The 23,855-nt window shown below is 55.9% G+C and carries 25 protein-coding genes; 10 read left to right on the top strand and 15 right to left on the bottom strand.

What is annotated here, in order from left to right; translation table 11 throughout:
- Positions 1 to 5: 5 nt before the first annotated feature.
- The 3 genes from LG297_RS06375 to LG297_RS06365 all read right to left on the bottom strand — a co-directional run bounded on the left by LG297_RS06375 (position 6) and on the right by LG297_RS06365 (position 2,426).
- On the bottom strand, positions 6 to 389 hold the full coding sequence (locus LG297_RS06375) for a DUF1244 domain-containing protein (RefSeq protein WP_404426087.1): 384 nt from the start codon (positions 387 to 389) through the stop codon (positions 6 to 8).
- A complete protein-coding gene (locus tag LG297_RS06370; RefSeq protein ID WP_404426086.1) occupies positions 382 to 1,128 on the bottom strand; it encodes an HAD family hydrolase in 747 nt (248 codons plus the stop codon). Before LG297_RS06370 ends, LG297_RS06375 begins: the two co-directional genes overlap by 8 nt.
- Before the next feature lie 221 nt (positions 1,129 to 1,349).
- Positions 1,350 to 2,426, bottom strand: coding sequence for an alcohol dehydrogenase family protein (locus LG297_RS06365; RefSeq protein ID WP_404426085.1), 1,077 nt, complete (start codon positions 2,424 to 2,426; stop codon positions 1,350 to 1,352).
- Between the two features lie 66 nt (positions 2,427 to 2,492).
- On the opposite strand from LG297_RS06365, the gene LG297_RS06360 reads away from it, so the two are divergent.
- A complete protein-coding gene (locus LG297_RS06360; protein ID WP_404426084.1) occupies positions 2,493 to 3,029 on the top strand; it encodes a TetR/AcrR family transcriptional regulator in 537 nt (178 codons plus the stop codon).
- 80 nt (positions 3,030 to 3,109) lie between these two features.
- On the opposite strand, the gene accC is transcribed toward LG297_RS06360, so the two are convergent.
- Complete coding sequence (accC, locus tag LG297_RS06355; RefSeq protein ID WP_404426083.1) at positions 3,110 to 5,110, bottom strand: acetyl-CoA carboxylase biotin carboxylase subunit; 2,001 nt, start codon at positions 5,108 to 5,110, stop codon at positions 3,110 to 3,112.
- A gap of 29 nt (positions 5,111 to 5,139) precedes the next feature.
- Positions 5,140 to 6,672 carry an acyl-CoA carboxylase subunit beta gene (locus LG297_RS06350; protein ID WP_404426082.1) on the bottom strand — a complete coding sequence of 511 codons (1,533 nt, stop codon included), beginning with the start codon at positions 6,670 to 6,672 and terminating at the stop codon, positions 5,140 to 5,142.
- Positions 6,673 to 6,979: 307 nt separating this feature from the next.
- Here LG297_RS06350 and LG297_RS06345 point away from each other — a divergent pair, with 307 nt between their 5' ends.
- Positions 6,980 to 7,957, top strand: a complete 978-nt coding sequence (locus tag LG297_RS06345) for an ABC transporter transmembrane domain-containing protein (RefSeq protein WP_404426081.1) — start codon at positions 6,980 to 6,982, stop codon at positions 7,955 to 7,957.
- A 28-nt stretch (positions 7,958 to 7,985) separates the two neighbouring features.
- Here LG297_RS06345 and LG297_RS06340 read toward each other — a convergent pair whose 3' ends face one another.
- Positions 7,986 to 8,705 (bottom strand): ATP12 family chaperone protein, encoded by a 720-nt coding sequence (locus LG297_RS06340; protein ID WP_404426080.1) that lies wholly within the window; start codon positions 8,703 to 8,705, stop codon positions 7,986 to 7,988.
- A gap of 265 nt (positions 8,706 to 8,970) precedes the next feature.
- Here LG297_RS06340 and LG297_RS06335 point away from each other — a divergent pair, with 265 nt between their 5' ends.
- The 3 genes from LG297_RS06335 to LG297_RS06325 all read left to right on the top strand — a co-directional run bounded on the left by LG297_RS06335 (position 8,971) and on the right by LG297_RS06325 (position 11,655).
- Positions 8,971 to 9,993: an ABC transporter substrate-binding protein gene (locus tag LG297_RS06335; protein WP_404426079.1), complete on the top strand. Its 1,023-nt coding sequence runs from the start codon at positions 8,971 to 8,973 to the stop codon at positions 9,991 to 9,993.
- Positions 9,994 to 10,073: 80 nt separating this feature from the next.
- A complete protein-coding gene (locus LG297_RS06330; RefSeq protein ID WP_404426078.1) occupies positions 10,074 to 10,868 on the top strand; it encodes an ABC transporter ATP-binding protein in 795 nt (264 codons plus the stop codon).
- Between the two features lie 16 nt (positions 10,869 to 10,884).
- Complete coding sequence (locus LG297_RS06325; protein WP_404426077.1) at positions 10,885 to 11,655, top strand: ABC transporter permease; 771 nt, start codon at positions 10,885 to 10,887, stop codon at positions 11,653 to 11,655.
- A gap of 80 nt (positions 11,656 to 11,735) precedes the next feature.
- Here the strand turns inward: LG297_RS06325 and LG297_RS06320 are convergent, their stop codons facing one another.
- Positions 11,736 to 12,560 (bottom strand): dienelactone hydrolase family protein, encoded by an 825-nt coding sequence (locus LG297_RS06320; RefSeq protein WP_404426076.1) that lies wholly within the window; start codon positions 12,558 to 12,560, stop codon positions 11,736 to 11,738.
- A gap of 280 nt (positions 12,561 to 12,840) precedes the next feature.
- Between LG297_RS06320 and LG297_RS06315 the strand changes: the two genes are divergently transcribed.
- Entirely contained in the window at positions 12,841 to 13,455 is a 615-nt protein-coding gene (locus LG297_RS06315) for an HAD family hydrolase (protein WP_404426075.1), read from the top strand.
- A 6-nt stretch (positions 13,456 to 13,461) separates the two neighbouring features.
- On the opposite strand, the gene LG297_RS06310 is transcribed toward LG297_RS06315, so the two are convergent.
- Positions 13,462 to 13,947 (bottom strand): SRPBCC domain-containing protein, encoded by a 486-nt coding sequence (locus tag LG297_RS06310; protein WP_404426074.1) that lies wholly within the window; start codon positions 13,945 to 13,947, stop codon positions 13,462 to 13,464.
- A complete protein-coding gene (locus LG297_RS06305; RefSeq protein ID WP_404426073.1) occupies positions 13,937 to 14,635 on the bottom strand; it encodes an HAD-IA family hydrolase in 699 nt (232 codons plus the stop codon). The genes LG297_RS06310 and LG297_RS06305 overlap by 11 nt, the downstream gene beginning before the upstream one ends.
- A gap of 121 nt (positions 14,636 to 14,756) precedes the next feature.
- Here LG297_RS06305 and LG297_RS06300 point away from each other — a divergent pair, with 121 nt between their 5' ends.
- Positions 14,757 to 15,110, top strand: a complete 354-nt coding sequence (locus tag LG297_RS06300; protein ID WP_404426072.1) for a hypothetical protein — start codon at positions 14,757 to 14,759, stop codon at positions 15,108 to 15,110.
- 92 nt (positions 15,111 to 15,202) lie between these two features.
- Here the strand turns inward: LG297_RS06300 and LG297_RS06295 are convergent, their stop codons facing one another.
- From LG297_RS06295 to LG297_RS06275, 5 genes are all read right to left on the bottom strand, one after another.
- Positions 15,203 to 16,300, bottom strand: a complete 1,098-nt coding sequence (locus tag LG297_RS06295) for an RluA family pseudouridine synthase (RefSeq protein WP_404426071.1) — start codon at positions 16,298 to 16,300, stop codon at positions 15,203 to 15,205.
- Positions 16,297 to 16,689 carry a fluoride efflux transporter CrcB gene (crcB, locus tag LG297_RS06290; protein WP_404426070.1) on the bottom strand — a complete coding sequence of 131 codons (393 nt, stop codon included), beginning with the start codon at positions 16,687 to 16,689 and terminating at the stop codon, positions 16,297 to 16,299. Before crcB ends, LG297_RS06295 begins: the two co-directional genes overlap by 4 nt.
- 106 nt (positions 16,690 to 16,795) lie before the next feature.
- The gene (locus LG297_RS06285) at positions 16,796 to 17,323 is read right to left on the bottom strand and encodes a DUF1499 domain-containing protein (RefSeq protein WP_404426069.1); all 528 of its coding nucleotides are present in this window, start codon (positions 17,321 to 17,323) and stop codon (positions 16,796 to 16,798) included.
- A 207-nt stretch (positions 17,324 to 17,530) separates the two neighbouring features.
- Positions 17,531 to 18,136 carry an FMN-dependent NADH-azoreductase gene (locus tag LG297_RS06280; protein ID WP_404426068.1) on the bottom strand — a complete coding sequence of 202 codons (606 nt, stop codon included), beginning with the start codon at positions 18,134 to 18,136 and terminating at the stop codon, positions 17,531 to 17,533.
- A gap of 119 nt (positions 18,137 to 18,255) precedes the next feature.
- Positions 18,256 to 19,566 (bottom strand): replication-associated recombination protein A, encoded by a 1,311-nt coding sequence (locus tag LG297_RS06275; RefSeq protein WP_404426067.1) that lies wholly within the window; start codon positions 19,564 to 19,566, stop codon positions 18,256 to 18,258.
- 152 nt (positions 19,567 to 19,718) lie between these two features.
- Here LG297_RS06275 and LG297_RS06270 point away from each other — a divergent pair, with 152 nt between their 5' ends.
- Genes LG297_RS06270 through arsH form a run of 3 tightly spaced genes read left to right on the top strand, consistent with a single transcriptional unit; the run spans position 19,719 to position 22,167 of the window.
- Positions 19,719 to 20,138 (top strand): PadR family transcriptional regulator, encoded by a 420-nt coding sequence (locus LG297_RS06270; RefSeq protein WP_404426066.1) that lies wholly within the window; start codon positions 19,719 to 19,721, stop codon positions 20,136 to 20,138.
- Between the two features lie 45 nt (positions 20,139 to 20,183).
- Positions 20,184 to 21,413: an MFS transporter gene (locus LG297_RS06265; RefSeq protein ID WP_404426065.1), complete on the top strand. Its 1,230-nt coding sequence runs from the start codon at positions 20,184 to 20,186 to the stop codon at positions 21,411 to 21,413.
- Entirely contained in the window at positions 21,385 to 22,167 is a 783-nt protein-coding gene (gene arsH / locus LG297_RS06260) for an arsenical resistance protein ArsH (RefSeq protein WP_404426064.1), read from the top strand. Before LG297_RS06265 ends, arsH begins: the two co-directional genes overlap by 29 nt.
- Before the next feature lie 34 nt (positions 22,168 to 22,201).
- On the opposite strand, the gene LG297_RS06255 is transcribed toward arsH, so the two are convergent.
- Complete coding sequence (locus tag LG297_RS06255) at positions 22,202 to 23,641, bottom strand: DegQ family serine endoprotease (protein ID WP_404426063.1); 1,440 nt, start codon at positions 23,639 to 23,641, stop codon at positions 22,202 to 22,204.
- Between the last annotated feature and the right edge of the window lie 214 nt (positions 23,642 to 23,855).

Below are 23,855 nucleotides of genomic sequence, written 5' to 3'. Positions count from 1 at the left end.
GATGTTTATTTCGCGCCGGGGATGTTGGCGTGCAGATGGGCGGTATCCTGAAACTTCTGTTTCTGTTCGGCTGTTGCCGGGGCCTGATGATTGTCTTTCCATTGATCGTATGTCATGCCATAGACCACCTCGCGCGCGCCGTCATAATCCATCGCAACATCGCGTTCGCGTGCGGCGGCCAGATACCATTTGGCAAGGCAGTTTCGGCAAAAACCGGCAAGGTTCATCAGATCGATATTCTGAACGTCCTTGCGGTCCTGAAGATGCTGCACAAGGCCGCGAAAGGCAGCGGCTTCAAGTTCCAGCTTTGTTTGCGGATCAAGATTTGCCGCGGGGCCATTGGCAAGGGATGCCTCGGTCGACATTTCCGAACCGGCGCAATCAGACATTTTCCATCCTCCCGACCTTGCCATAGGCAGGCAGGTCCTGTTCAAGTTTTTCGATATTTTCCGGGACCTCGGCAATGCTTTCGACCGTCACGAAATGATCATTGTCGATTTCGGTCTGATCGACCATTTCATGGACCCATGTGATTTCATAGGGAATGTGGATCGCTGCCCCGCCACACGCAAGGACTGGCAGAATATCGGACTTCAACGAATTGCCGATCATCACGGCTTCGGACGGCTCCACACCATAGCGACCAAAGATATTGCGATAGGTCAGCGGATCTTTTTCCGAAACGATCTCGACCCCGGCAAACAGGCTTTCGAGGCCGGAACGTTCGATCTTGAGCTGCTGGGCGATCAGGTCACCCTTGGTGATCAGGACGACCTTGCGTTCGGGATGGGCGGCATAATGGCGCAAAACGTCTTCGGCCCCGTCGATCAGGCGGGTCGGCGCGCGCAGCATGGATTTGCCAATTTCGGCCAGTTCATGAATGTCAGCCGCACTGATTTTCTTGTCGGAAAGTTCAATCGCGGTTTCGATCATCGACAGGGTAAAGCCGGTGATCCCGTAACCATAAATCGAAAGGTTCGCCAGTTCCGCCTGATAGAGGCGATCATTGACCGTATCAGCATCGACATAGTGGGAAAGCATTTCGCGCAGGCGGATATGGGCATCGCGAAACAGCGGTTCGTTGTGCCACAACGTATCGTCGCCATCAAAGGCAATCAGTTTATACATATTCACGCCTCGTTTCTTGTTCTTGGATAGCCTTGCAGAAGGCACCGGCCTCAATCCGCGACCATAAGTCAGCCGGAAATCCCCGTAAAGCCCCGTTTCCTGTATTTAATATGCGCGGCAACTATCCGAAAGGGGTTGCAAACCCGTCGGATCGAACAGGTATGAAACAAAAACGCCGGGGGAATGTTCCCCCGGCGCATTTCCCGGCCCTTTTCCCGGGCCTAGCTGACAAGGATACCGATCTTGCCGATATGCGATTTCGCAACGAATGCTTCCTGTGCCTTGGCGAGATCGCGAAGGTCGTAAACCTCCGCGACCACCGGGCGAATTTCACCCTTTTCGATATATTTCACCAGATCGGTGAAAACGCGATCTTCCTGATGGGTGCAACCATAAAGCGTCAGATCCCTGAGATAAAGCGTGCGCAAATCAAGCTCGACAATCGGCCCGGCGATTGCCCCGGCGGTGGCATAACGCCCGCCCGAAACAAGGGTTTCAAGCAGTTCGGGCCAGCGGGGACCGCCAACCAGATCGATCACGACATCAAAGCGGTTGCGCGGCAATTCATCTGCACGGTCAAGAACCTCATCCGCGCCAAGATCACGCAGGGCCTTGGCCTTTGACGCGCTTGACACCGCAACCACATAGGCCCCGCGCCGCTTGGCAAGCTGAATGGCCGCCGAACCGACACCGCCCGACGCCCCGGTGATAAGGATACGTTCCGCCCCAAGACCGGCGCGCTGGATAACCCCTTCGGCGGTTGAAAAGGCGCATGGGAAGGACGCAAGATCGGTATCTGAAAGGTCCGAATTGATGGCAACCGCGTTTTTATCCTCGACCACGGCATATTGCGCAAAGGCCCCGTTTGTCTCGCTGCCGAATGTTTCAACCCGGTGTGTTCCATCCTCGTTGGGAAAGGATTGCAGGGCGCGAACCAGAACACGCTGCCCAAGGCGCTTGGGGTCTACACCCTGCCCGACCGCGACAATCGTGCCGCAACAATCCGCCCCCTGAATATGGGGAAAGGCCAAAGTGCCCCCCGACCATGTTGCATCGGCAAGGGCATCTTCGCCAAAGCCGGCATCGCTGCCTTCGCTTGTTGCGCCACGGACGGCCTTTGAATACCAGGCAATGCGGGTATTGATATCGGTATTGTTGACCGAAGACGCCCCGACTTTGATCAGGACCTGCCCGGCATCTGGTGTTGGCGTTTCAAGGTCTTCGCGCCATTCAAGCTTATCAAGCCCGCCATGCCCGGTCAGGACGACGCCATGCATTTTCGTCGGAATATCGGTCATTGGTTTCTCCATGTAGAACGATTACTCTACTTGCAAAGGTAAAGGGATCGTTCTACATTTGTCAACATGAGTGATACAAAACTGAAAATCGCGGCTGGTCTTGAACGGGCCTTTGCCAGGGGCGGCTTTGCCGAACCCAGTGTTGACGACCTGCGCGAAGCCGCCGATGTCAGCCTGCGCACGCTGTATAAATACACACCATCGCGGGCCGACATGGTGCATCTGGCACTTGAACATCGCCATCAGCGTTACATTGATCTGCTGTTCACCGATTTGCCCGCGGCCCCCGACAAAGCCCTTTCGGAAATCATTGATCGTGTCGGCCAGTGGATGACAGAAGAAGCCAGCCACGGCTGCCTGTTCCATTCAGCCGTGGCCGCAGCACCAAGCGATCAGGTGCTGCGCGATTTGCTGGCACGCCACAAGACCGAGGTCGCCACCAAAGTCGCAACCACCACAGGACGGCAGGGATACGAGATAGAGCTTAACCTGATCCTTGAAGGATTAACGCAAAGCTTCACCCTGCATGGGGCACAAGCCATTGCCGCAGCAAAGCGACTGGCTGGCGGACTTCCGGCGACTTCCGACTTTCAGGGTTCCTGATTACAGACCCAAAGCCCATAAAAAAAGACGCTGGCCCAAAGACCAGCGCCCTTTATTTCACCCTTGAGGGACCGGGCGGCTTATTCGTCCTTCTCAAACTCGATGATGATCGCATCCACCGAAAGGTTCGCGCCCTGCTCGGCGTGGATTTTTTTGACCACGCCTTTGCTTTCGGCCTTCAGCACGTTTTCCATTTTCATGGCCTCGAGGATGCAAAGTTCCTCGCCCGGCTGGACGGTCTGGCCTTCGGTGACCGACACCTTGACCAGCAGCCCTGGCATCGGGGACAACAGGAAGTTTGACATATCCGGCGGCGCCTTGAACGGCATCAGTTTTTGCAATTCTGCCACGCGGGGCAGCATCACCTTGAAGCTGCGCTGGATGCCGTTGGCAGACAGGCGATAGCCGACACCCTCGACATCGATCTGCACGCAGACCGGCGCACCGTCAATTTCGCCGACAAACAGCGCATCACCGATTTTCCAGTCGGATGAAACGCCATAACTGCGGTCCCCGATGGCGACGATGTAGTCATTGTTAACACCGTCAATTTCGATATCGAACGCAGTGTGATCATCACCCGATACCGCGACCCAGCTTTCGGCAACCTGCAACGGATGATCGCTGACCTGTCCGGTCACGCGCGCATTGCGTTCCGCCACCCGCTGATTGAGGTAGGCGGCCACCACCACCAGCATCGCCGGATCATCATCGGGCAGATCATCGGCGGAAAAACCGTTGGGATATTCTTCGGCGATGAAATTGGTGGTGATATTGCCCGACTGGAACCGTTTATTGGCCATGACGGCGGCAACAAACGGAATATTGTGCGAAATGCCACGGATATAATAGGCATCAAGGGCCGCACGCATTTCCGCAATCGCATCATCACGGGTTGCGCCGTACGTCACCAGTTTTGCGACCATCGGGTCGTAATACATCGAAATCTCGCCGCCTTCATAGACACCGGTATCAACACGCACCGATGCGCTTTCGGCGGGCGGCTGATACCGCACCAGTCGCCCGGTGGAAGGCAGGAATTCGCGGAACGGGTCCTCGGCATAAATGCGGGTTTCCATCGCCCAGCCGGTCAGCTTGACGTCATCCTGCGTCAGGGTCAGTTTTTCGTCATTGGCGATGCGGATCATCCATTCCACAAGGTCCTCGCCCGTTACCAGTTCGGTCACCGGGTGTTCGACCTGAAGCCTTGTGTTCATTTCAAGGAAGTAGAAGTTCTTGTCCTTGTCGACGATGAATTCCACCGTCCCGGCGGAGCAGTAATTCACCGCATGAGCCAGTGCCACGGCCTGTTCGCCCATCGCCTTGCGGGTTTCGGGATCAATAAAGGGTGACGGCGCTTCTTCGACGACCTTTTGATGGCGACGCTGGATCGAACATTCGCGTTCGCCAAGGTAAATGCCGTGACCGTGTTTATCGCAAAGCACCTGAATTTCGATATGGCGCGGTTCTTCAACGAATTTTTCGATAAAGACGCGATCATCGCCAAAGGAGCTTGCGGCCTCCGACGTGGCACGCTCGAACCCTTCGCGGCATTCGGCATCGTTGCGCGCAATGCGCATGCCCTTGCCGCCACCGCCCGCCGATGCCTTTAACATCACAGGATAGCCGACATCATTGGCGATTTTGATCGCCTCGTCGGTGTCCTTGATCACACCCATATAGCCCGGCACGGTGGAAACACCGGCTTCTGCAGCGATTTTCTTGGATGTGATCTTATCGCCCATCGCGGCAATCGCACCCACCGGCGGGCCAATAAAGGCGATTTTGGCGGCATCAAGTGCCTTGGCAAAGGCCTGATTTTCAGAAAGAAAACCATAACCGGGATGGACGGCCTCCGCCCCCGTCGATTTGCAGGCATCGATGATTTTATCAATCACCAGATAGGACTGGTTGCTTGGTGCCGGGCCGATATGCACGGCTTCGTCGGCCATCTGCACATGCAGGGCATTTTTATCGGCGTCGGAATAAACCGCCACCGTGGCAATGCCCATTTTGCGGGCCGATTTGATCACGCGGCAGGCAATTTCACCGCGGTTGGCAATCAGGATTTTCTTGAACATATTGTTTGCTCCCAATTTGACGTCGCGGGTTAAAGCGGAATGTTGCCGTGTTTGCGGGCCGGGTTTTTGATGTCCTTGTTGCGCAACATCGCAAGCGACTTGCACACGCGCCTGCGCGTGCCATGCGGCATGATGACATCATCAATGAAGCCCTTGCGCCCCGCGACAAACGGGTTGGCAAATTTTTCGCGGTATTCTTCGGTGCGGGCCTCGATCTTTTCGGGATCGTTCATATCGGCACGGAAAATGATTTCCACCGCCCCCTTTGGTCCCATCACCGCGATCTCGGCGGTCGGCCAGGCATAGTTGACGTCACCGCGCAGATGTTTGGACGCCATCACGTCATAAGCCCCGCCATAAGCCTTGCGTGTGATGACGGTAACCTTTGGCACCGTCGCCTCGGCATAGGCATAAAGCAGTTTGGCACCGTGTTTGATGATGCCGCCATATTCCTGTGCGGTGCCCGGCATGAAGCCCGGCACATCGACAAAGGTGACAATCGGAATGTTATAGGCATCGCAGAACCGCACGAACCGCGCGGCCTTTTTCGAACTGGCGATATCAAGGCAACCCGCCAGAACCATCGGCTGATTGGCAACGATACCAACCGTGCGGCCATCCATGCGCGCCATGCCGATGATGATGTTTTTGGCATGATCGGGCTGAATTTCATAAAAATCGCCTTCATCGACGACCTTTGTGATCAGTTCCTTCATGTCATAGGGCATGTTGGGATTTTCAGGAACCAGCGTATCAAGCGAGAAATCATCGCGCATGATCGGGTCTTCACACAGGCGCGCGGGCGGCTTTTCCTTGTTACTCAGCGGCAGGAAGTCCATGAAACGGCGGGTCTGCAACAGCAGATCAACATCGTTTTCAAACGCCAGATCGGCCACACCGGAAATGCTGGTATGGGTCATCGCCCCGCCAAGTTCTTCGTGGGTGACTTCCTCGTGCGTCACGGTCTTGACCACGTCCGGGCCGGTCACGAACATATAGGAGCTGTCCTTGACCATGAAAATGAAGTCGGTCATGGCCGGGCTGTAAACCGCCCCACCTGCACATGGCCCCATGATCAGGGAAATCTGCGGGATCACACCGGATGCCTCGACATTGCGCTGGAACACATCGGCGTATCCGGCAAGGCTTTCGACCCCTTCCTGAATACGCGCCCCGCCGGAATCGTTAAGCCCGATCACCGGCGCGCCAACCTTCATCGCCTGATCCATGATCTTGCAGATCTTGCGCGCATGCGCACCTGAAAGTGCGCCACCAAACACGGTAAAATCCTGTGAAAAGACAAACACCAGACGGCCATTGATCGTGCCATGCCCGGTAACCACGCCATCGCCCGGAATGCGGTTTTCGGTCATGCCGAAATCAACGCAATCATGTTCGACAAACATGTCCCATTCCTCGAACGAGCCTTCGTCAAGAAGCACATCAAGCCGTTCGCGCGCCGTCAGCTTCCCCTTGGCATGCTGATTGTCGATGCGGCGCTGGCCGCCGCCCATGGCCGCCTCTGCGCGCTTGGCTTCGAGCTTGGCGATAATATCCTGCATATTGCGTGATCCTTATTTTGGGCCGCCCGGAATGCATTCATGACGATGGTCATACCGGTGATGCAATCTGAATGATGAATTGAAATAGCATTATTCGGTACTGGAATGCCAATTATTTTTCACAGTCTGGTATAAGAACAAAATGGCCCGCAAAGGCCTGATTTCCCTAACGTCATTGCGACATACAAGGACGGGCTGGACTAAAGTCTAGAATTCCATCGGGAAATACCGGCATTTCGAAACGGGCGGGCACCAAACGGCATCTGGCGCGTTAAGACCTTATGATATCCATCAGAACGGTCCTTTCATGAAGCTGTTTCGCATCCGCCCGCACGAGCCGAAATCCACCGGCGATGATCGCCCTGCGCAATCCTTATGGCGTTATATCTGGCTGATGAGCGGCCGGCACCAGATCGTTGTCTGCCTGATTGCCATATCGGTTGCCGTCCTTGGCATTGTGCCACTGGAACTGCAACGCAGGCTTGTCGATGATGCGATCAGCAAACAGGATATGTCGCTTCTGACCGTGCTGGCGGTGATCTATCTGGCGGTGGTGCTGGTGCAGTCGGCGGCCAAATTCATTTTGCGGATGTATGAAGGCTGGCTGAGTGAAAGTGCGATCCGTCATAACCGTCGCCATCTCAGCCGCCTTTACGCCGAGGACCGCACCGGCAATGGCGAGGCCGAAAACGGCCGGGTGGTATCGATCATCGGATCAGAAATCGAAAAACTGGGCGGATTTGTGGGCGATGGCCTCTCGCAGCCGGTCGTCAATGCCGGGATGCTGATTTTCGGGATCGGCTATATGGTCAGTGTCGAGCCGATCATTGGTCTGCTCGGCATTCTGGCCCTGATCCCGCAAATCGCGCTGGTGCCGGTCATTCAAAAACAGATCAACCGGCTGATTGAAAAGCGCGTGGAAAAAATGCGCGAAGTCAGCGACGAACTAAGCGAACTCCACCCCGGCGAAGATGACGATCACAAGGAACTTCTTGATCCGATCCATCGCGGCATCAGCTATCTTTATAACAACCGCATGTGGTTTTTTATCCTCAAATTCGGGATGAAAACCCTGATCAATCTGCTCAATGCCCTTGCCCCGCTTTGCGTGCTGGTCGTCGGTGGTTATCTTGCGATCAAGGGCGAAACATCGGTCGGGATTATTGTCGCATTCATTTCCGGGTTTGACCGGATGTCATCGCCAATGCGCGAATTGCTGTCCTATTACCGGATGGCGGCACAGGCAGCCGTTCAGCACAGAATGATCGCGAAATGGATGAATTGAAGAACGACAGCCCCGAAGGGAACGGCCCCTATTGCTGCCCGATCAGGTCCAGATAGCGACCAGCCGCAAGCAGTTCTGCCCGATGACGTTCGCGGCGTGCAACCGCTTCGGCGTCGGCACCCCAATGTTCGATGGAATAGTTTTCATCAAGCTGGGAAACTTCAAACGCCTGCTCGGCATTGATCCGGCCGCGCAGGGTTGCCAGACCGACAATCACCGATCCCGACACCGTGGTCAGGGTGTGAAGCGCGGTCAGGTAGTAATCATCAAGCGCCTCGATCTCGTCCTGAATGCGCAGAAGGGCTTCGTCTTCCTGCGTGATCGGCATGACGCCTTCGGTCACTTTCAGCGAAATACCCAATTCATGATGCGCCCAGTCAAGTAACGGCTGCCATGCTTCGGCCTGCTGGCGCACAAGATCATCGGGGAAAGACGCGCGATAACATAACAGGTCAGACCGGCCAAATCCGGTCAGCTCCGCAATCACCGCAAACCGGTGCGGGCGAACGCGGTCAATCGCGGTTGCGGCCAATTGCATGATCGGCATCGTGGTCGGCAGGACGTTTTCACCCTGCGCATCCCATTCGGCGGCAATTTCATGGGCCAGCTTTTCGGACGGCAGCAAAAATTCGGCCTTGGACGGCGATTTTATCGGCCTTCCATCCAGATGAATACGCCAGCCCTGCGCAGCATCATCGCGCACGGCTTCGGCTTTTTTGTAAAAACGTTTGATCGATTTTGTAAGCATGATGGCGATATGCCCAAATCCGTTTCCATGTGCAAGCGATTTGACTCTTTCGCGGTGCCCGAGTTCGATTATCAAGAATTTCTGTATAATTTTTGATCAATTTACCCCATTGACCATTTAATAAACAAACGTACTCTGCCCGTAACGGTCCCTTCATATCAGGAAAACCGGCAAAAAAGGGATTTGGCACAGGCATTGCTGTGCGATCAGGGGTATCATTCGGTCAATGGGTCGTCAAAAAGACCCGAAACAGGAGGCTTCATTAATGGTGAGACTTAAAGCGCGGTTACTTGGCGCGACCGTCGGCATTGCCGTTGCATTTGGTGCGCAATCGGCCATGGCCCAGATGGCGATCAAATTCACACTCGACTGGAAATTCGAAGGCCCGGCAGCCCCTTATGTTCTGGCCAAGAAAAAGGGTTATTTCGACGATGAAGGCCTTGATGTAACCATTGATTCCGGCAACGGCTCGGTCGGCGCGATCACGCGCGTTGCCAGCGGTGCCTATGATGTCGGCTTTGCCGATATCAACTCAATGCTGGAATTCAATGCATCCAACCCGGGCCTCGCGATGAAGTCGGTCTTTATGGTTTATGACCGTCCGCCATTTTCGCTGTTTATGCTGAAAAAAAGCGACATCACCAAGCCCGAAGACCTGATTGGCAAGACGCTTGGCGCACCGGTTTTCGATGCCTCGCGCAAGCTGTTCCCCGCCTTTGCTCAGGCGACCGGGCTTAAACTTGACGATGTCACATGGGAAAGCATGGACCCGCCGCTGCGTGAACCGATGCTGGTACGCGGTGACGTTGATGCGATCACCGGCCATTATTTCACCTCGATCCTGAACCTTGAGGCACAGGGCGTTTCCAAGGACGATCTGACCGTCTTCAAATATTTTGATTACGGCATGGATTTCTATGGCAATGCGATGATCGCATCGCCCGACATGATGGAAAACCACCCGGAAGAATTGCGTGGCTTCCTGCGCGCGGTCGTCAAGGGATGGCGCGATGCGATTGCCAACCCCGAAGAAGCGATTGCGGCGTTGAAGGAAGTCGATCCGCTGATCGATCCGGCCCTTGAAGTCCAGCGCCTTCAGATGACGATTGACGACAATGTCGTCACCGATGTGACGCTGAAAGAAGGCATGGGTCAGATCAAGACCGACCGCATGGAAAAGGCGATTGATCAGGTCAGCCTGGCATTCGGCATCGAAAACAAACCGACCGTTGGCGATATGTTCACCGACATTTTCATGCCCGGCGAAAAAGACCGGATGCTGAAATAATCAGCAAAGCCGCCTGAAAACGGGGCCGGTTTTGCCGGCCCCGATCCATAAGAAATCACAAATAATGATACGCAGGGGGAATGACTGCCGTGTCGAACAGTTTTGTCGAACTTAACAATGTCCGGCTTCGTTACAGCGAAGGTGACGATCTGGCATTGGAAACAACAAACATGAAGATCAGCAAGGGCGAGTTTATTGCCGTTGTCGGACCTTCGGGATGTGGCAAATCATCGCTGCTGAAACTGGTATCGGGACTGATGCCGCCCAGCGAAGGCACGGTTATCGTCGATAACAAGGAAGTTGCCGGGCCGCTTAAAATCGTCGGCATGGCGTTTCAGAACCCGACCCTTCTGCCGTGGCGCACCACCCTTGATAACGTTTTGCTGCCGATGGAAATCGTCAAACCGCATCGCAACCGCCTGCGCAAGCATCGCGCCGAATACGAAGACCGCGCACGGAAACTTCTGGCCAGTGTCGGCCTTGCCGGGCACGAAGACAAATATCCGTGGGAATTGTCGGGCGGAATGCAGCAGCGCGCGTCGCTGTGCCGGTCGCTGATCCATGAACCGGACCTTCTGATGCTGGACGAGCCGTTTGGCGCGCTTGATGCCTTCACCCGTGAAGAGCTTTGGGACATCCTGCAAAATCTTTGGATGGTGCGACCCTTTACCGTCATTCTGGTGACGCATGACCTGCGCGAGGCAGCCTATCTGGCCGATACGATTTATGTGATGTCGAAACGTCCCGGCTCGATCCTGGTACAGCGGGAAAATACCCTGCCCCGTCCGCGCGATCAGGAAACGACATTCACACAGCCTTTCACCGATCTGGTACACGAATTGCGCAGTCACATCCGTGACGTGCGCGCGGCATAACGGAAGGCTTAACAACATGGCCAAGAAGAAAGATTTTGCAAAAGCAACGCCGTGGCTAAGTGCGATCGGGCTTTTCGTTTTATGGGAACTGATCGTCCGGATTTTCAATATCCCGGTCTATGTCCTGCCAACCCCGTCCGAGAGCATCATGGTCGGCTGGGAATTTCGTGCTGCCATCTGGATGCACGCGGTGCAAACGCTTTACACTACGCTTGCGGGTTTTGCCATTGCGGTTGTCTTTGGCGTTGTTCTGGGCGCACTGGTGGGGTCCAGCAAGTCGGTTTATGACGCAGCCAATCCGCTTCTGGTCGGGTTTAACTCGGTGCCCAAGGTCGCACTGGTTCCGGTCCTTGTCATGTGGTTTGGCATCGGCACGGTGCCCGCCATCATCACCGCATTCCTGATTTCGTTTTTCCCGATTGTGGTCAATGTGGCGACCGGGCTTGCGACCCTTGAACCCGAATTGCGCGATGTGTTGCGGTCCCTTGGCGCGACCCGGCGCGACATTCTGGTCAAGGTCGGCTTCCCGCGCGCCATGCCGTATTTCTTTGCATCGCTCAAGGTCGCGATCACGCTGGCCTTTGTCGGTTCGGTGATTTCGGAAACCGTCGCATCGAACCTTGGCGTCGGATATCTGATGTTGTCGGCATCGTCGAAATTCAACATGCCGCTGGTCTTTGCCGGGTTGCTGGTAATCGCGGTGATGGGGATTGCGATGTACGAGCTGTTCAACATCATCGAACGGCGGTCGACCAAATGGGCCAATCGCGGCAATCCAACCAATTAAGGGCTTCGCCGCACCGCTTCGGCACGCAAAAGGCCGGGAAACCCCCGGCCTTTTGATGTTCTGGCGATTGATATAAAGCCTTAGGAAAGATGGGTATCAAAAAAGCCCATCGTGCGTTCCCATGCCAGCATCGCGTCCTCGGCGTCATAACGCCCACCGGTCGGATTGGCAAAGGCGTGATCGGCCTCGTACCAGAAAATCTGGTAATCGGTTTTTCCGGCTTCCTTAAGGGATTCCTCAAACCCGTCGACCATCGATTTGTTGATGCTTTTGTCAAGGGTGCCGAAATGCCCCATCAACGGCGCGTTCAGGGTCGACACCTGTTCGGCGGTCTTTTTGACATTCCCATAATAAACGACAGCCGCATCGACATCGGCGGCAAGCGCGGTATTAAGCGACCATCCACCGCCAAAGCACCAGCCAACCGTTCCGACCTTGCCGGTTGAGTCCTTGTGATTTTTCAGGAAGTTGACGGATTCCTGCAATTTTTCGGTGGCAACTGCCGGATCAACCGCCGACATCAGGGCCTTGGCCCCGTCCGGCGTGGTCGCCGCCGGTTTGCCATACAGATCAACCGCAAGCGCGATATAGCCCTGCTTGGCATATTCCGCCGCAACCGCACGGATCTGATCATTCAGGCCCCACCATTCATGGATCAGAATGACCGTCGGTGCCGGAAGGGTTGCCGGCATGGCGATTTCCGCCGTCATCTTTTCCCCGCCCGGCGTGGTGATTGTCACGGGGGACAATGTCGATCCGGCGGCATGGGCCAAAATCGGATCGGCCAGAATAACCGCAAGCGGCAAGGCAACCGCGCCTTTAAGGAACAGTCGGCGATCTTCGTCCGTGGCCTTGGGCGGCGGGCCGAGATGGTCGTTTACGCCACATCCGTCAAGCGTGCACATATTCAAGCCTCCTCTGTCTTGTTACGATCAAGCGTTTTGTCAGGTTGTATTTTACATGATGTTCTTCGCGTCATCATTTCGCAAGATGCGAGGGATTTGCAAATCACACTCGCGTCATAAATCCCTGTCGCCCTGATAAGTACGCCTTTAAACCCGTTACAGATCAACCCTTTGTACCGCCATCCCGGCAATTGTCATGCAAATGTCCCCTTGCCCTGTCTGCTGTTGCCTGCTTTAACAGCCAAACGCCGATCCCGTTCCCAATCATCCCGAGGAAATCATGCGTACTATCGAAACGGTTCTTTTTGATCTGGGCGGCGTTCTGGTCGATTGGGATCCAAGGCATCTGTATCGCAAGATTTTCAATGATGATGCCGAAATGGAACGCTTCCTGACAGAGATTTGTCATCCGCACTGGAATTTCCTGCATGACAAGGGCGCGCTTCGCTTTGCCAAATCGATCCCCGATCTGCAACACCGCTATCCGGAATATAGCGATCAGATCGCGGCATGGATGGACCGCTGGCCGGAAATGATGAAGGGGTCGATTGACCGCACGGTTCATATTCTTGAAGAATTGAAATCACGCGGCAATGTGCGTTTGTTTGCACTGACCAACTGGTCGGCGGATACTTGGCCGCATGCAATTGAACGGTTCGGTTTCTTAAGCCATTTCGAAGGCATTCTGGTATCGGGTCAGGAAAAGCTGGCCAAGCCCGATCCGCAGATTTTCGATCTTACGGCGGCGCGGTTCAAACTTGATCCGCGCGAAACCCTGTTTATCGATGACAGCGAAAAGAACATCCAGCAGGCGCGCGAAATGGGCTTTGCCACCCACTGGTTCCGCGACCCGATCCGCCTGCGCCGTGATTTGATGGAATATGGCCTGCTTTAGAAGATGTCAGTGCCGCTTGGCCGTCAGGTAATTGGCAAAGCACTGTTCGAAAACATATTTCCAGCCGCTTTCGTATCCGTCGCGGACCATCGGGGCGATTTCACCCAGATTTTTCCAGTCCCAGTGTTTGAGCCGGATCACACAGCGGCCAAAGGCATTCTGTTCGAACGTGACACTGATGCGGGTATAAACCCCTTCTTCCCAGCCGGGGTGCCAGGTAAAGGCAATGTGTTCGCCTGCCTGCCAGATATCGACACTGCCCCAGATCACCGGGTCACGGCCCTTGGCATGCTCGACAATCTTGCCGCCAAGGCCCGGATTGATTTCGACCGATTTGCAGTTTTCGCGCGCCAGTGAATGGCTGTCGGTCGGCCACCAGTTGCCAAAGCCATTGGTGAATGCCTCGAACGCGTCTTCGGGTTCCACCGGGACGGTGATTTCCACCCGGATTGGTTTCAGATCGTCATCTTTGTGATCGGCTTCAGGCAGCATCGCGGCCAGTCCCCCACATGGTTTCGAGCAATCCGGGCAACTGATCAAAATGGTCGATCACGGCATGCGCCCCGGCATTGTTCAGTGTTTCAACATCATGATAGCCCCAGCCAACACCAATCGCCAGCATCCCGGCCGCCCGGCCCATTTCGATATCATAAGCCGTATCGCCAATGATCACCGCATTGGGCGCATCAACGCCGGTTTCATCCATAGCCGCATGCAGCATCGACGGATGGGGCTTGGACGGATGATTGTCGCAGGTCTGAAGGGTAACGAACCGACCTTCAAGCGCGTTGCGCGCCAGCACGGCATCAAGCCCGCGGCGTGCCTTTCCGGTCGCAACACCAAGCAGCCAGTTGCGCGCATCAAGTTCGGCCAGCATTTCGCGTACACCGGGGAAAAGCGGCTCGTAAAAATCAGGGGTCTGGCGCAATTCAAAGAATGCCGCCTTATAGGCCGCAGTGACACCTTCGATGATCGTATCATCGAGCATGCCCGGTGCGGCAAGTTTGCGAATGGCTTCGGGCAGGCTCAGACCGATGATGGTGCGTGTCTTTTCAAGGCCGGGGCAATCAAGGTCATGTGCGGCAAAGGCATGGTCCATGCAATGCGCAATCGCATGCTGGCTATCGACCAGCGTGCCGTCACAATCAAATACCACAAGCCTGAGCGGATCATTCGCCATCAAAAGTCATCCAGTTCTGTTTATATCGGGCCGGAGATTATTCCAAACCACGACAAAGATCGAGTCTCTAGCCGATGCAATGCAGACGCATTTTTTGCTGTGCGGCAAGCAATGGAAACCAATGGTAAATTTCATCGCACTTTCGAACACCCTTGGGTCGGGATACGATATCGATGTTGGCACGCGAACTGCGGAGGCAAATATGCTCACGCTTCGGGACTGCATCGATTTCAGCGATCTGCGCGAAGAAGAAATTCTCGCGATTGCCGAGTGTGAACACATCCCCCTTCTTACCGCCCTTGAGGAAGGCGAAAGCATGGTGCACACACCACGTGGCCGTAAACGGATTGCGGTCATGATCAAAAGCCAGGCCGAAATCTGCGAACGCACGGGAAACACGGTACATGCCCAGCATTTACGCCGGGTTCACGACGCGTTCATCAACCGTTTCGGCAAAATGGTCGCGCGCCCTTAATCAGGACCATTTGTCATTAACGCCGTTGACAGGGACGAAAAAGCCGACGTACCGCGTCGGCTTTTCGCATTTCGGGAACGGCGCCGAACCGATTATCTTTTGCGCGTTCTGGACGGCTTTGCTTTCGGCTTTGGTTTGACTTCCTTTTCCCGATGGATTTCCGGGGTCAGGAATTTGGTCGGCGTCTTCGGGTCAAAGTTCAGCGCCTTGATGGTTGCGCTGAAATGCGCTGGCACCGGGGCCTCGATCACGACGCGATGGCCGGTCACCGGATGGGGAAAATCAATCGCACGTGCATGCAGATGCATCTGGTTTGACAAACCGTCAAGAAACGCTTTGGCACCGCCATATTTACCATCACCAAGGATCGGGCACCCCATCGCCTGTGAATGGGCGCGCAACTGGTGGGTACGCCCGGTCAGCGGTGACAGCGCAAGCCACGCCGCCCGACGTCCGGCGCGCGCCAACTGACGATAGATCGTCTGGGCCGATTTGCCTTCTTTTTCGTCGATGACCATCTTTTCACCGCCCTTGCCACCATGTTTGGCAAGCGGCGCATCAATCAGGCCCTCGCGCTCTTCCGGCGCACCGGTGACAATCGCCCAGTATAATTTACGCGTGGTTTTATCCTTGAATGCCTTGGTCAGGGCATTTGCCGCCGATGCCGAACGTGCCAGCAACAAGACACCACTGGTGTCCTTGTCCAGACGATGCACCAGTTTCGGGCGTTCCTTGCTATCAAGTTTCAGCGCATCAAGCATCCCGTCAACATGAAGGTCGGTATTGGTCCCGCCCTGCACTGCCAGACCGGCCGGCTTGTTGATCGCCAGAACCACTTCGTCATAGAAAATGACGGAATCGCGCAGCGCCTGAAGTTCTTCCTCGGTCGCATCCGATTTGGCCGGGCCGGATTTGGCATGCTGGGCCGCATGGGCCGCATCGTAATTGCCCTCCGCCCATGGCCCCAGTCCACCACCCGACATCACGGGCGCGGGCGGAACGCGGATTTCCTGACCCGGTTCAAGGCGCTGACCGGCCTTGGCACGTTTGCCATCGACACGGATCTGCCCGCCACGCAGGAACTTCTGAACCTGCCCGAAGGTGAATTCCGGGCAGTTCCGCTTGAACCAGCGATCAAGTCGCATTTCGGCTTCGTCATTCTTGACCTTGCGCAGAGTGACGCCACTCATTGCAGAACTCCCCTTACCAGCGCGATCGCGCCGAACAATGCTGCGATGCCAACGCAGACCGAAATCGCGATATACAGGGCCGAAAGGCCAAGGTTACCGCGTTCATACAAGGTCGCGACATCGAGCGAAAAAGTCGAAAACGTTGTAAACGCCCCCAAAAAGCCGGTCAGAAGAAAGGCCCGCATTTCCGGGCTCAGCGACAGTTTAAGCGCCGACAGCTCTATCAGAAGTCCCATGACAAAAGACCCGACGATATTGACCGTCAATGTCCCCCAGGGAAAACCGTGACCAAGCGTTGCGCCCATAAAGACCGAAACGCCATGCCGGGCAACCGCCCCGATAGCCCCGCCCAATGCGATGGATGCGATAAACAACGGTGAAAATTGCATGGCGCGGAACCTAGTCTTTCGGCTTTGAAAAGTCACGTGTGAAAACATCATAGGCGGGTCGCATAACGATACGCCAGGCCGCCGCCCCCTCAAACCCAAGAGGCACTCAGTTCTGCGGCGCAGCCTGTTGACCGATCAGGGCAACCGTTGCCGCCATCCAGGATTTCAGACGTTTTTCATTCTGGCCCAGATCGTCATTGCCATAGACCGACCGGGAATAGGCAAAGATGCGGCTGCCGCCCTGTGCGTTCGGGATGACTTTGACATCGACCCAGTCGGGAAAACGGAATACCGGTGTACGGGCAAGGAACCGCAATTCAAGCGACAAGCCATCACCTTCAACCAGCTTCATGTCCAACTCGCCCGCTGTTGCCTGCAAGGCGGTTGCGACGGTATCGGGGGCGGCATCAAATGCGGGGCTTTGCGCATTGCGATGTGTCGACGGACATGCCTCAAGCGGGCAGATTAGGAAATAGGTCGGGGTTTCGGGCAACGCCATATCCGGGCCAAAAACAACATCGGCCGGTTCGCCTTCCCACAGCATATTGTCAAGCAATCCGCTGAAACGGACCACTGCAAATGTCAGCCCTCCGACAAACAGAAGCCATGCCAATACAATTCCGACCCGTTTCACAAAAATTCCCCGTTTTCGTTGCATGGGCCTGCTGTAACGCAGAACTCCCTAAATACCGGTTAATTCATGTAATTCGTCAAGCCAACAAATGTAAAAATGCCCGAACGACCGTCTCGTTCGGGCATAATCAGGAAACCAACGGGCCACAACGCGGGGGGGAACGGTTCGCGCCTATCGATTTCCGGCAGGCTTCAGGGGCTGGTGGCGTTATGCCGCCTTCGGAAGCGGTGCGGCGGCCACATTGGCAATCGCACGTTCCATGGCTTCCTCGGCGTTTACGGCGAAACCGGATGCATCGATAACGTCAATATCGGAAATACCGACGAAACCAAGAACCTGTTTCAGATACGGGGTCGCAAAATCGACCGGGCTGTTGACCGGAACGCCGCCGGTGGCAACAACGAGATAGGCTTTCTTGCCTTCAAGCAGGCCTTTCGGGCCGTTTTCGGTATAGTTGAAGGTCACACCGACACGCGCGATCAGGTCAACCCATGCCTTAAGAGTCGACGGGACCGAGAAATTATACATCGGCGCACCGATGACAACGACGTCGGATGCCTGAAGTTCGGCAACCAGTTTGTCGGAAACGGCGATCACGTCTTTCTGTGCGCCGGTACGGTTTTCAGCCGGGGTATAGAACGCGCCGACAATCTCGCCGGTCAGGGCCGGGATCGATTTGTCGTTCAGGTCACGTTCAACAACATTGGCAGCCGAAGTTGCGGCAACAATACGTTCGATCAGCTTTGATGCGATCTGACGCGAATTGGAATTTTCGCCGTTAACCGAGGCATTGATATGCAGGATCGAAGTCATGAGAAATCTCCAAGTCCGGGATTGTTTCTGTTGCCCCGACTTTAACAGTTTCCATGACGATGATTATCCGGTGTATTTTCACCAGATTGTTGACCAAAAGAGAACAACACACCTGCCGGTTAGTCTTCCCCGCGCTGCTTTTGACGTTCCCGGCGCAATTTGTCGAAATAATCGACCCGCTTTTTCAAATCGCGTTCAAAACCGCGTTCGACCGGTTCGTAAAAATTCTGGCGGCGCATACCATCGGGGAAATAATTCTGTCCGGAAAAACCGTCTTCATGATCATGGTCATAGGCATAGCCGCTGCCATAACCGATATCCTTCATCAGCTTGGTCGGCGCATTGAGGATATGGGCCGGCGGCAGCAGCGACCCGGTATCGCGCGCGACCTTCAATGATCGTTTATAGGCCGCATAACCGGCGTTGGATTTGGGGGCCAGTGCCAGATAGATCACTGCCTGCGCCAGCGCCAGTTCACCCTCGGGGCTGCCAAGGCGCTCATAGGCTTCCCATGCACCAATACAAATCTGCTGCGCCTGCGGATCGGCAAGGCCGATATCCTCGACCGCCATGCGGGTGATCCGCCGCGCAACAAATTTCGGGTCCTCGCCCCCGGCCAGCATCCGGTTAAACCAGTAAAGCGCCGCGTCCGGGTCAGACCCGCGCACCGATTTATGCAGCGCACTGATCAGGTTGTAATGACTGTCATCGCCCTTGTCATAAAGCGGCATGCGCTTTTGCACGGTACGCGACAATTCGGCAACGCCAAGCGGCCCATCATCACTGGGCGGCAGCAAAAACAGTTCTTCGGCAAGGTTGAGCAAATAACGGCCATCCCCATCGGCCATGGCGCGCAACGTCACCCGTGCTTCGGGCGACAGGGGCAGCTCGAACCCCATTTCCTTTTCCGCACGCACCAGAAGCTCTTCAAGCCCCTGATCGTCAAGGCGTTTAAGCACCAGCACCTGACAACGCGACAGCAATGCCGCGTTCAGCTCGAACGACGGGTTTTCGGTCGTCGCCCCGATCAGGGTGATGGTGCCGTCCTCGACAAACGGCAGGAAGCTGTCCTGCTGTGCCTTGTTGAAACGGTGGATTTCATCAATGAACAACAGGGTTGACGCCCCGGTTGCCCGCCGCCCCTTAGCCCGATCAAACACCTTGCGCAGGTCCGCAACCCCGGAAAAAATCGCCGATAACGGTTCAAACGCCATATCGGCAACATCGGCCATTAGACGCGCCAGCGTCGTTTTGCCGCAGCCCGGCGGCCCCCACAGAATGACCGATGGGACACGCCCGGTGTTGATCATCCGCGTGATCGGTCCCTCATCCCCGAACAGATGCCCCTGCCCGACAACTTCATCCAGCTTGGCCGGACGCAGCCTGTCGGCCAAGGGCCGGGATGCCTGACTTTCAAACAGTGACGCCATATCGGGCAGATGTTCCTATTGTTATCTTGCAACCGGTTTTGCGCGGAACTTATCACGAACATCGACCGGTTTATAGCGATAAGGCAAGAATATTGACACCTCGACCATCGAGGTATAACGTTCACGCCGTCAAACCAGCCGGAAATACCGACGTGAAACAGATTGCCGATTATACTGACCGTTCCTATTGGCAGGGCACAATCAAAATGTCCTTGTCGAAGTTTTTCGTGCTGTGCGTTTTGCATCGCAAACCGATGCACGGTTACGAGGTCGTTCAGGCCGTCGAAAAAACCACCAATGGCTGCTGCTCTCCCTCCGAAGGAACCGTCTATCCGGTTTTGAACGAATTTGAAGCCGGCGGATATCTGACATCCCACCCCGAAGTCGTTCAGGGCCGCCAGCGCAAGGTTTACGAGCTGACCGACAAGGGGCGCGACGCATTCCGGGTCGCGACCGAGGCATGGATGGATGTGACCCGGCATATCCTTGCCAGCCGGGATGCGGTCCAGACCGGCACCGCACCTGCAACCACATCGGTTTCCCCGCAACAGGGAAAGGCATGCTGTGAGTAGTCCTTTTTTCAGATCAACATACCTCGATGATCGAGGTATCAAACCATGACCGCAACCCCCAAAAAATTGCCGATCATTATCGCGCTTGGCAGTGCGCAGACGCTGGGGTTCGGATCGACACTTTATCTGCCCGCCATTCTTTCCGCCCCAATGGCAGAGGAATTCGGCATTCCGACCGGGTGGGCGTTTGGTGCCTTTTCGCTGGCACTTGTGGTTGCGGCCCTTCTGGGCCCGATGGCAGGTGCGCGGATCGACCGGTTTGGCGGGCGCAATATCCTGACGGTTTCAAGCCTTGTTTTCGCGCTTGGCCTTGGTTTGCTTGGCCTGTCGAACGGCATGATCGCCATGTGCATGGCGTGGCTTGTCATCGGGGCGGGCATGGCGATGGGGCTTTACGAGGCGGCCTTTGCAACCCTTGCCGGGATCTTTGGGCGTGGTGCACGCGGGCCGATTACCGGCATCACATTGATTGCCGGATTTGCCAGCACGATCTGCTGGCCGATATCGGCCGGGCTTGAAATCGAATATGGCTGGCGTACCGCCTGCTTTTTCTGGGTTGCGATGCATTTGCTTGTCGGGCTGCCCTTAAACCGCCTGATCATCCCGGCCGGAAACGGCCAGCATGCCGCACCAGCCAAGCCCCCTGCCGACAACACCGACAATGTTAAACTTAAAGCAGCCCCCGCAGCAAAGCCGGGATATTTCACCGTACCGATGATCCTGCTGGCATTTATTTTCGCCGCAAGCTGGTTTATCGCAACCGCGATGGCCGCCCATTTACCGCGATTGTTGCAAATTTCGGGGATGGATACGGCGGATGCTATTATTGCCGCCTCGCTGGTCGGCCCGGCACAGGTGGCGGGACGATTGCTGGAATTCGGTGTGCTGCAACGCATGCATCCACTGATTTCGGCCCGGATGGCCGGATTCGCCCATCCGCTTGGCGCGACGCTTCTGCTGGTTTTTGCCGGTCCCGTCGGCATGATATTCACAAGCCTGCATGGGGCGGGCAATGGTATCCTGACCATCGCCAAGGGGACTTTGCCGCTTGCCCTGTTCGGACCGGTTGGCTATGGCCTGCGCCAGGGATTTCTGATGGCACCGTCGCGCTTTGCACAGGCCGCGGCCCCGTTCCTGTTCGGATTGCTGATCGACGGATACGGCATCGATGCCCTATTTATGACCGTCGGGCTGGGTTTACTTAGTTGTCTGGCGATGATGTTTCTTAAAACCGATAAGACCAAGAATGACCAAACCGATGACAAGACTGCGTAAAATCGACGATATCGACCATCTGCCGGCTCTTGACCCGGCCTATCTCTATTCCAACCCTGCCGACGGCCTTGCCAACCCGCTGGGCCATCCGCCACGCATCCTGTTGCTGTACGGGTCGCTGCGCGAACGATCCTATTCCCGGCTGGTGGTCGAGGAATGCGCACGCCTTCTGACCCTGTTTGGCGCCGAAGCACGGATATTTGATCCGCACGACCTGCCGCTGCCCGATCAGGTCGAAAATGACGACCACCCGGCGGTGCGCGAATTGCGCGATTTATCCATCTGGTCCGAAGGCCAGGTCTGGTGCAGCCCGGAACGGCACGGCCAGATCAGCGGCATCATGAAAAGCCAGATCGATCATCTGCCCCTTTCGATTGGCGGCATTCGCCCGACACAGGGCAGAACCCTTGCCGTGATGCAGGTTTCAGGCGGGTCGCAATCGTTCAATTCGGTCAACAGCCTGCGCATGCTTGGTCGCTGGATGCGGATGTTCACCATCCCCAACCAGTCAAGCGTTGCCAAGGCCTATCAGGAATTTGACGATGCCGGTCGCATGAAACCGTCATCCTATTACGACCGCATCGTCGATGTGATGGAAGAACTGGTGCGTTTCACCATCCTTCTGCGCCCGCATATCGACCAGATGACGGATCGTTATTCCGAACGCAAAGCCGCCAACAGGCCCATAGATATCAAAAACGACCTGTCGGCCATCGCGATTGGCAAGGACAAAAACGACAAGACCGGGGAATGATCCCCGGCCCTGTCTGTCTATCGGCTGACAAGGGTCAAAGCTGGAATTCAGCCGTCAGAACCTTGCCATCGCGCTTGACCGCAATCGACCAGTCTCGCCCGCGTTCACCGGCTTTCACAACATCCTTCAGACGGGCGACCGTATCAATCGGCACGCCATTGACCTCGACGATATAATCGCCGGGCTGGATGCGGGCCCGGCGCGCAAGGCTGTCACGCTGCACGGCAAGGACGATGACGCCATTACTCAGCGTATCGATGCCAATTTCATCGGCAAGGGCCGGGTTCACATTGGCGATTTTCGATCCGCTGAACGGATTGCGACCTTCGATTTCACTTTCTTCACGTGCAGGCCGTTCCGGGGCAACTTCAAGCGGCATGTTGAGAACAACTTCCTGCCCCTTGCGCAGCACCGAAAGCTTGGCATCGTGATCAAGTTCCAGCGTCGCGATGCGGAATTTAAGCTCGTTCGGGTTATCGACCGGCAGACCATTCACCGCAACCACCACGTCACCGGGCAGAAGCCCGCCGCGATTGGCCGGGCTGCCATCCCGGACTTCATTGATCAGAACACCGTGTGGACGATCCAGATCAAGCGACGATGCCAGATCGGCGGTTACCGACTGCCCCGCCGCCCCCAGCCACGGGCGGCGCAGATCGCCGCTGATCAGGCCGCGCATCACCACCTTGACCATATTGACCGGCACGGCAAAGCCGATGCCGTTCGATCCGCCCGATTTGGTAAAGATTGCCGAATTCACCCCGATCAGATTGCCATCGATATCGACAAGCGCGCCGCCGGAATTCCCCGGATTGATTGCCGCATCGGTCTGGATAAAGGATTGGTAATCCTGCCCGGTGACACCCGCGCGCGCCAATGCGGAAACGATGCCGCTGGTCACGGTCTGCCCGACCCCGAACGGGTTGCCGATGGCAAGCACAAGATCGCCGACCTCGACCGCGTCAGAATCGCCAAGCGTGATGGCCGGCAATTCGTCCTTCACATCAAGCAAACGCAGAACCGCAAGATCGGTGCGTTCGTCCGAACCGACCAGTTCGGCATCAAATTCACGATTGTCATGCAGGACGACACGAATTTCGCTGGCCCCTTCTATGACATGATGGTTGGTCACGATCGTACCGTCCGATGATACAATCACCCCGGAACCAAGCGACCGTTCAACCCGCTGGCGCGGTGCGCCGAATGCCCCGCCAAACCGCTCTCCGAAAAATTGCCGAAAGAACGGATCGTTGAAGAACGGGCTGCGTTGCTGGGTGGTAACGACTTTTTCGGTATAGATGTTGACCACGGCCGGTGCGGTTTGCTTTACCAGTGGCGACAGCGACATCTTTATCTCGGTCTGGCTTTCGGGCAGGTGCCGATCCTGTGCCGATGCCCCCTCAATCTGGCCAAACATGGCCCCCGATACAATCATGATCCCGGTCATGACAGTCGCAATCAATTGTGCCTGCACGTCGAATTCTCTCTTTTCTTCGTAAAGCGGGTCAGCGCGGAAAACAGTCTGGTTAGAGTCAGAACTCCAGATACCCGACAGAAAGTAGGGTGATCAGGATTTGCGCGCAACCTTGGCGGAAATATGATGAATTTTGAAATATTTCGCTGTTGCGATAACAGCAAAAGAAAACGGGCGGTACCATTGGCACCGCCCGTTTCTATCTTAAAGGCCG

The organism is Thalassospira australica (assembly GCF_044790785.1).
GTDB lineage: Bacteria > Pseudomonadota > Alphaproteobacteria > Rhodospirillales > Thalassospiraceae > Thalassospira > Thalassospira australica_A.
This window is presented reverse-complemented; position numbering and strand designations above follow the sequence as displayed.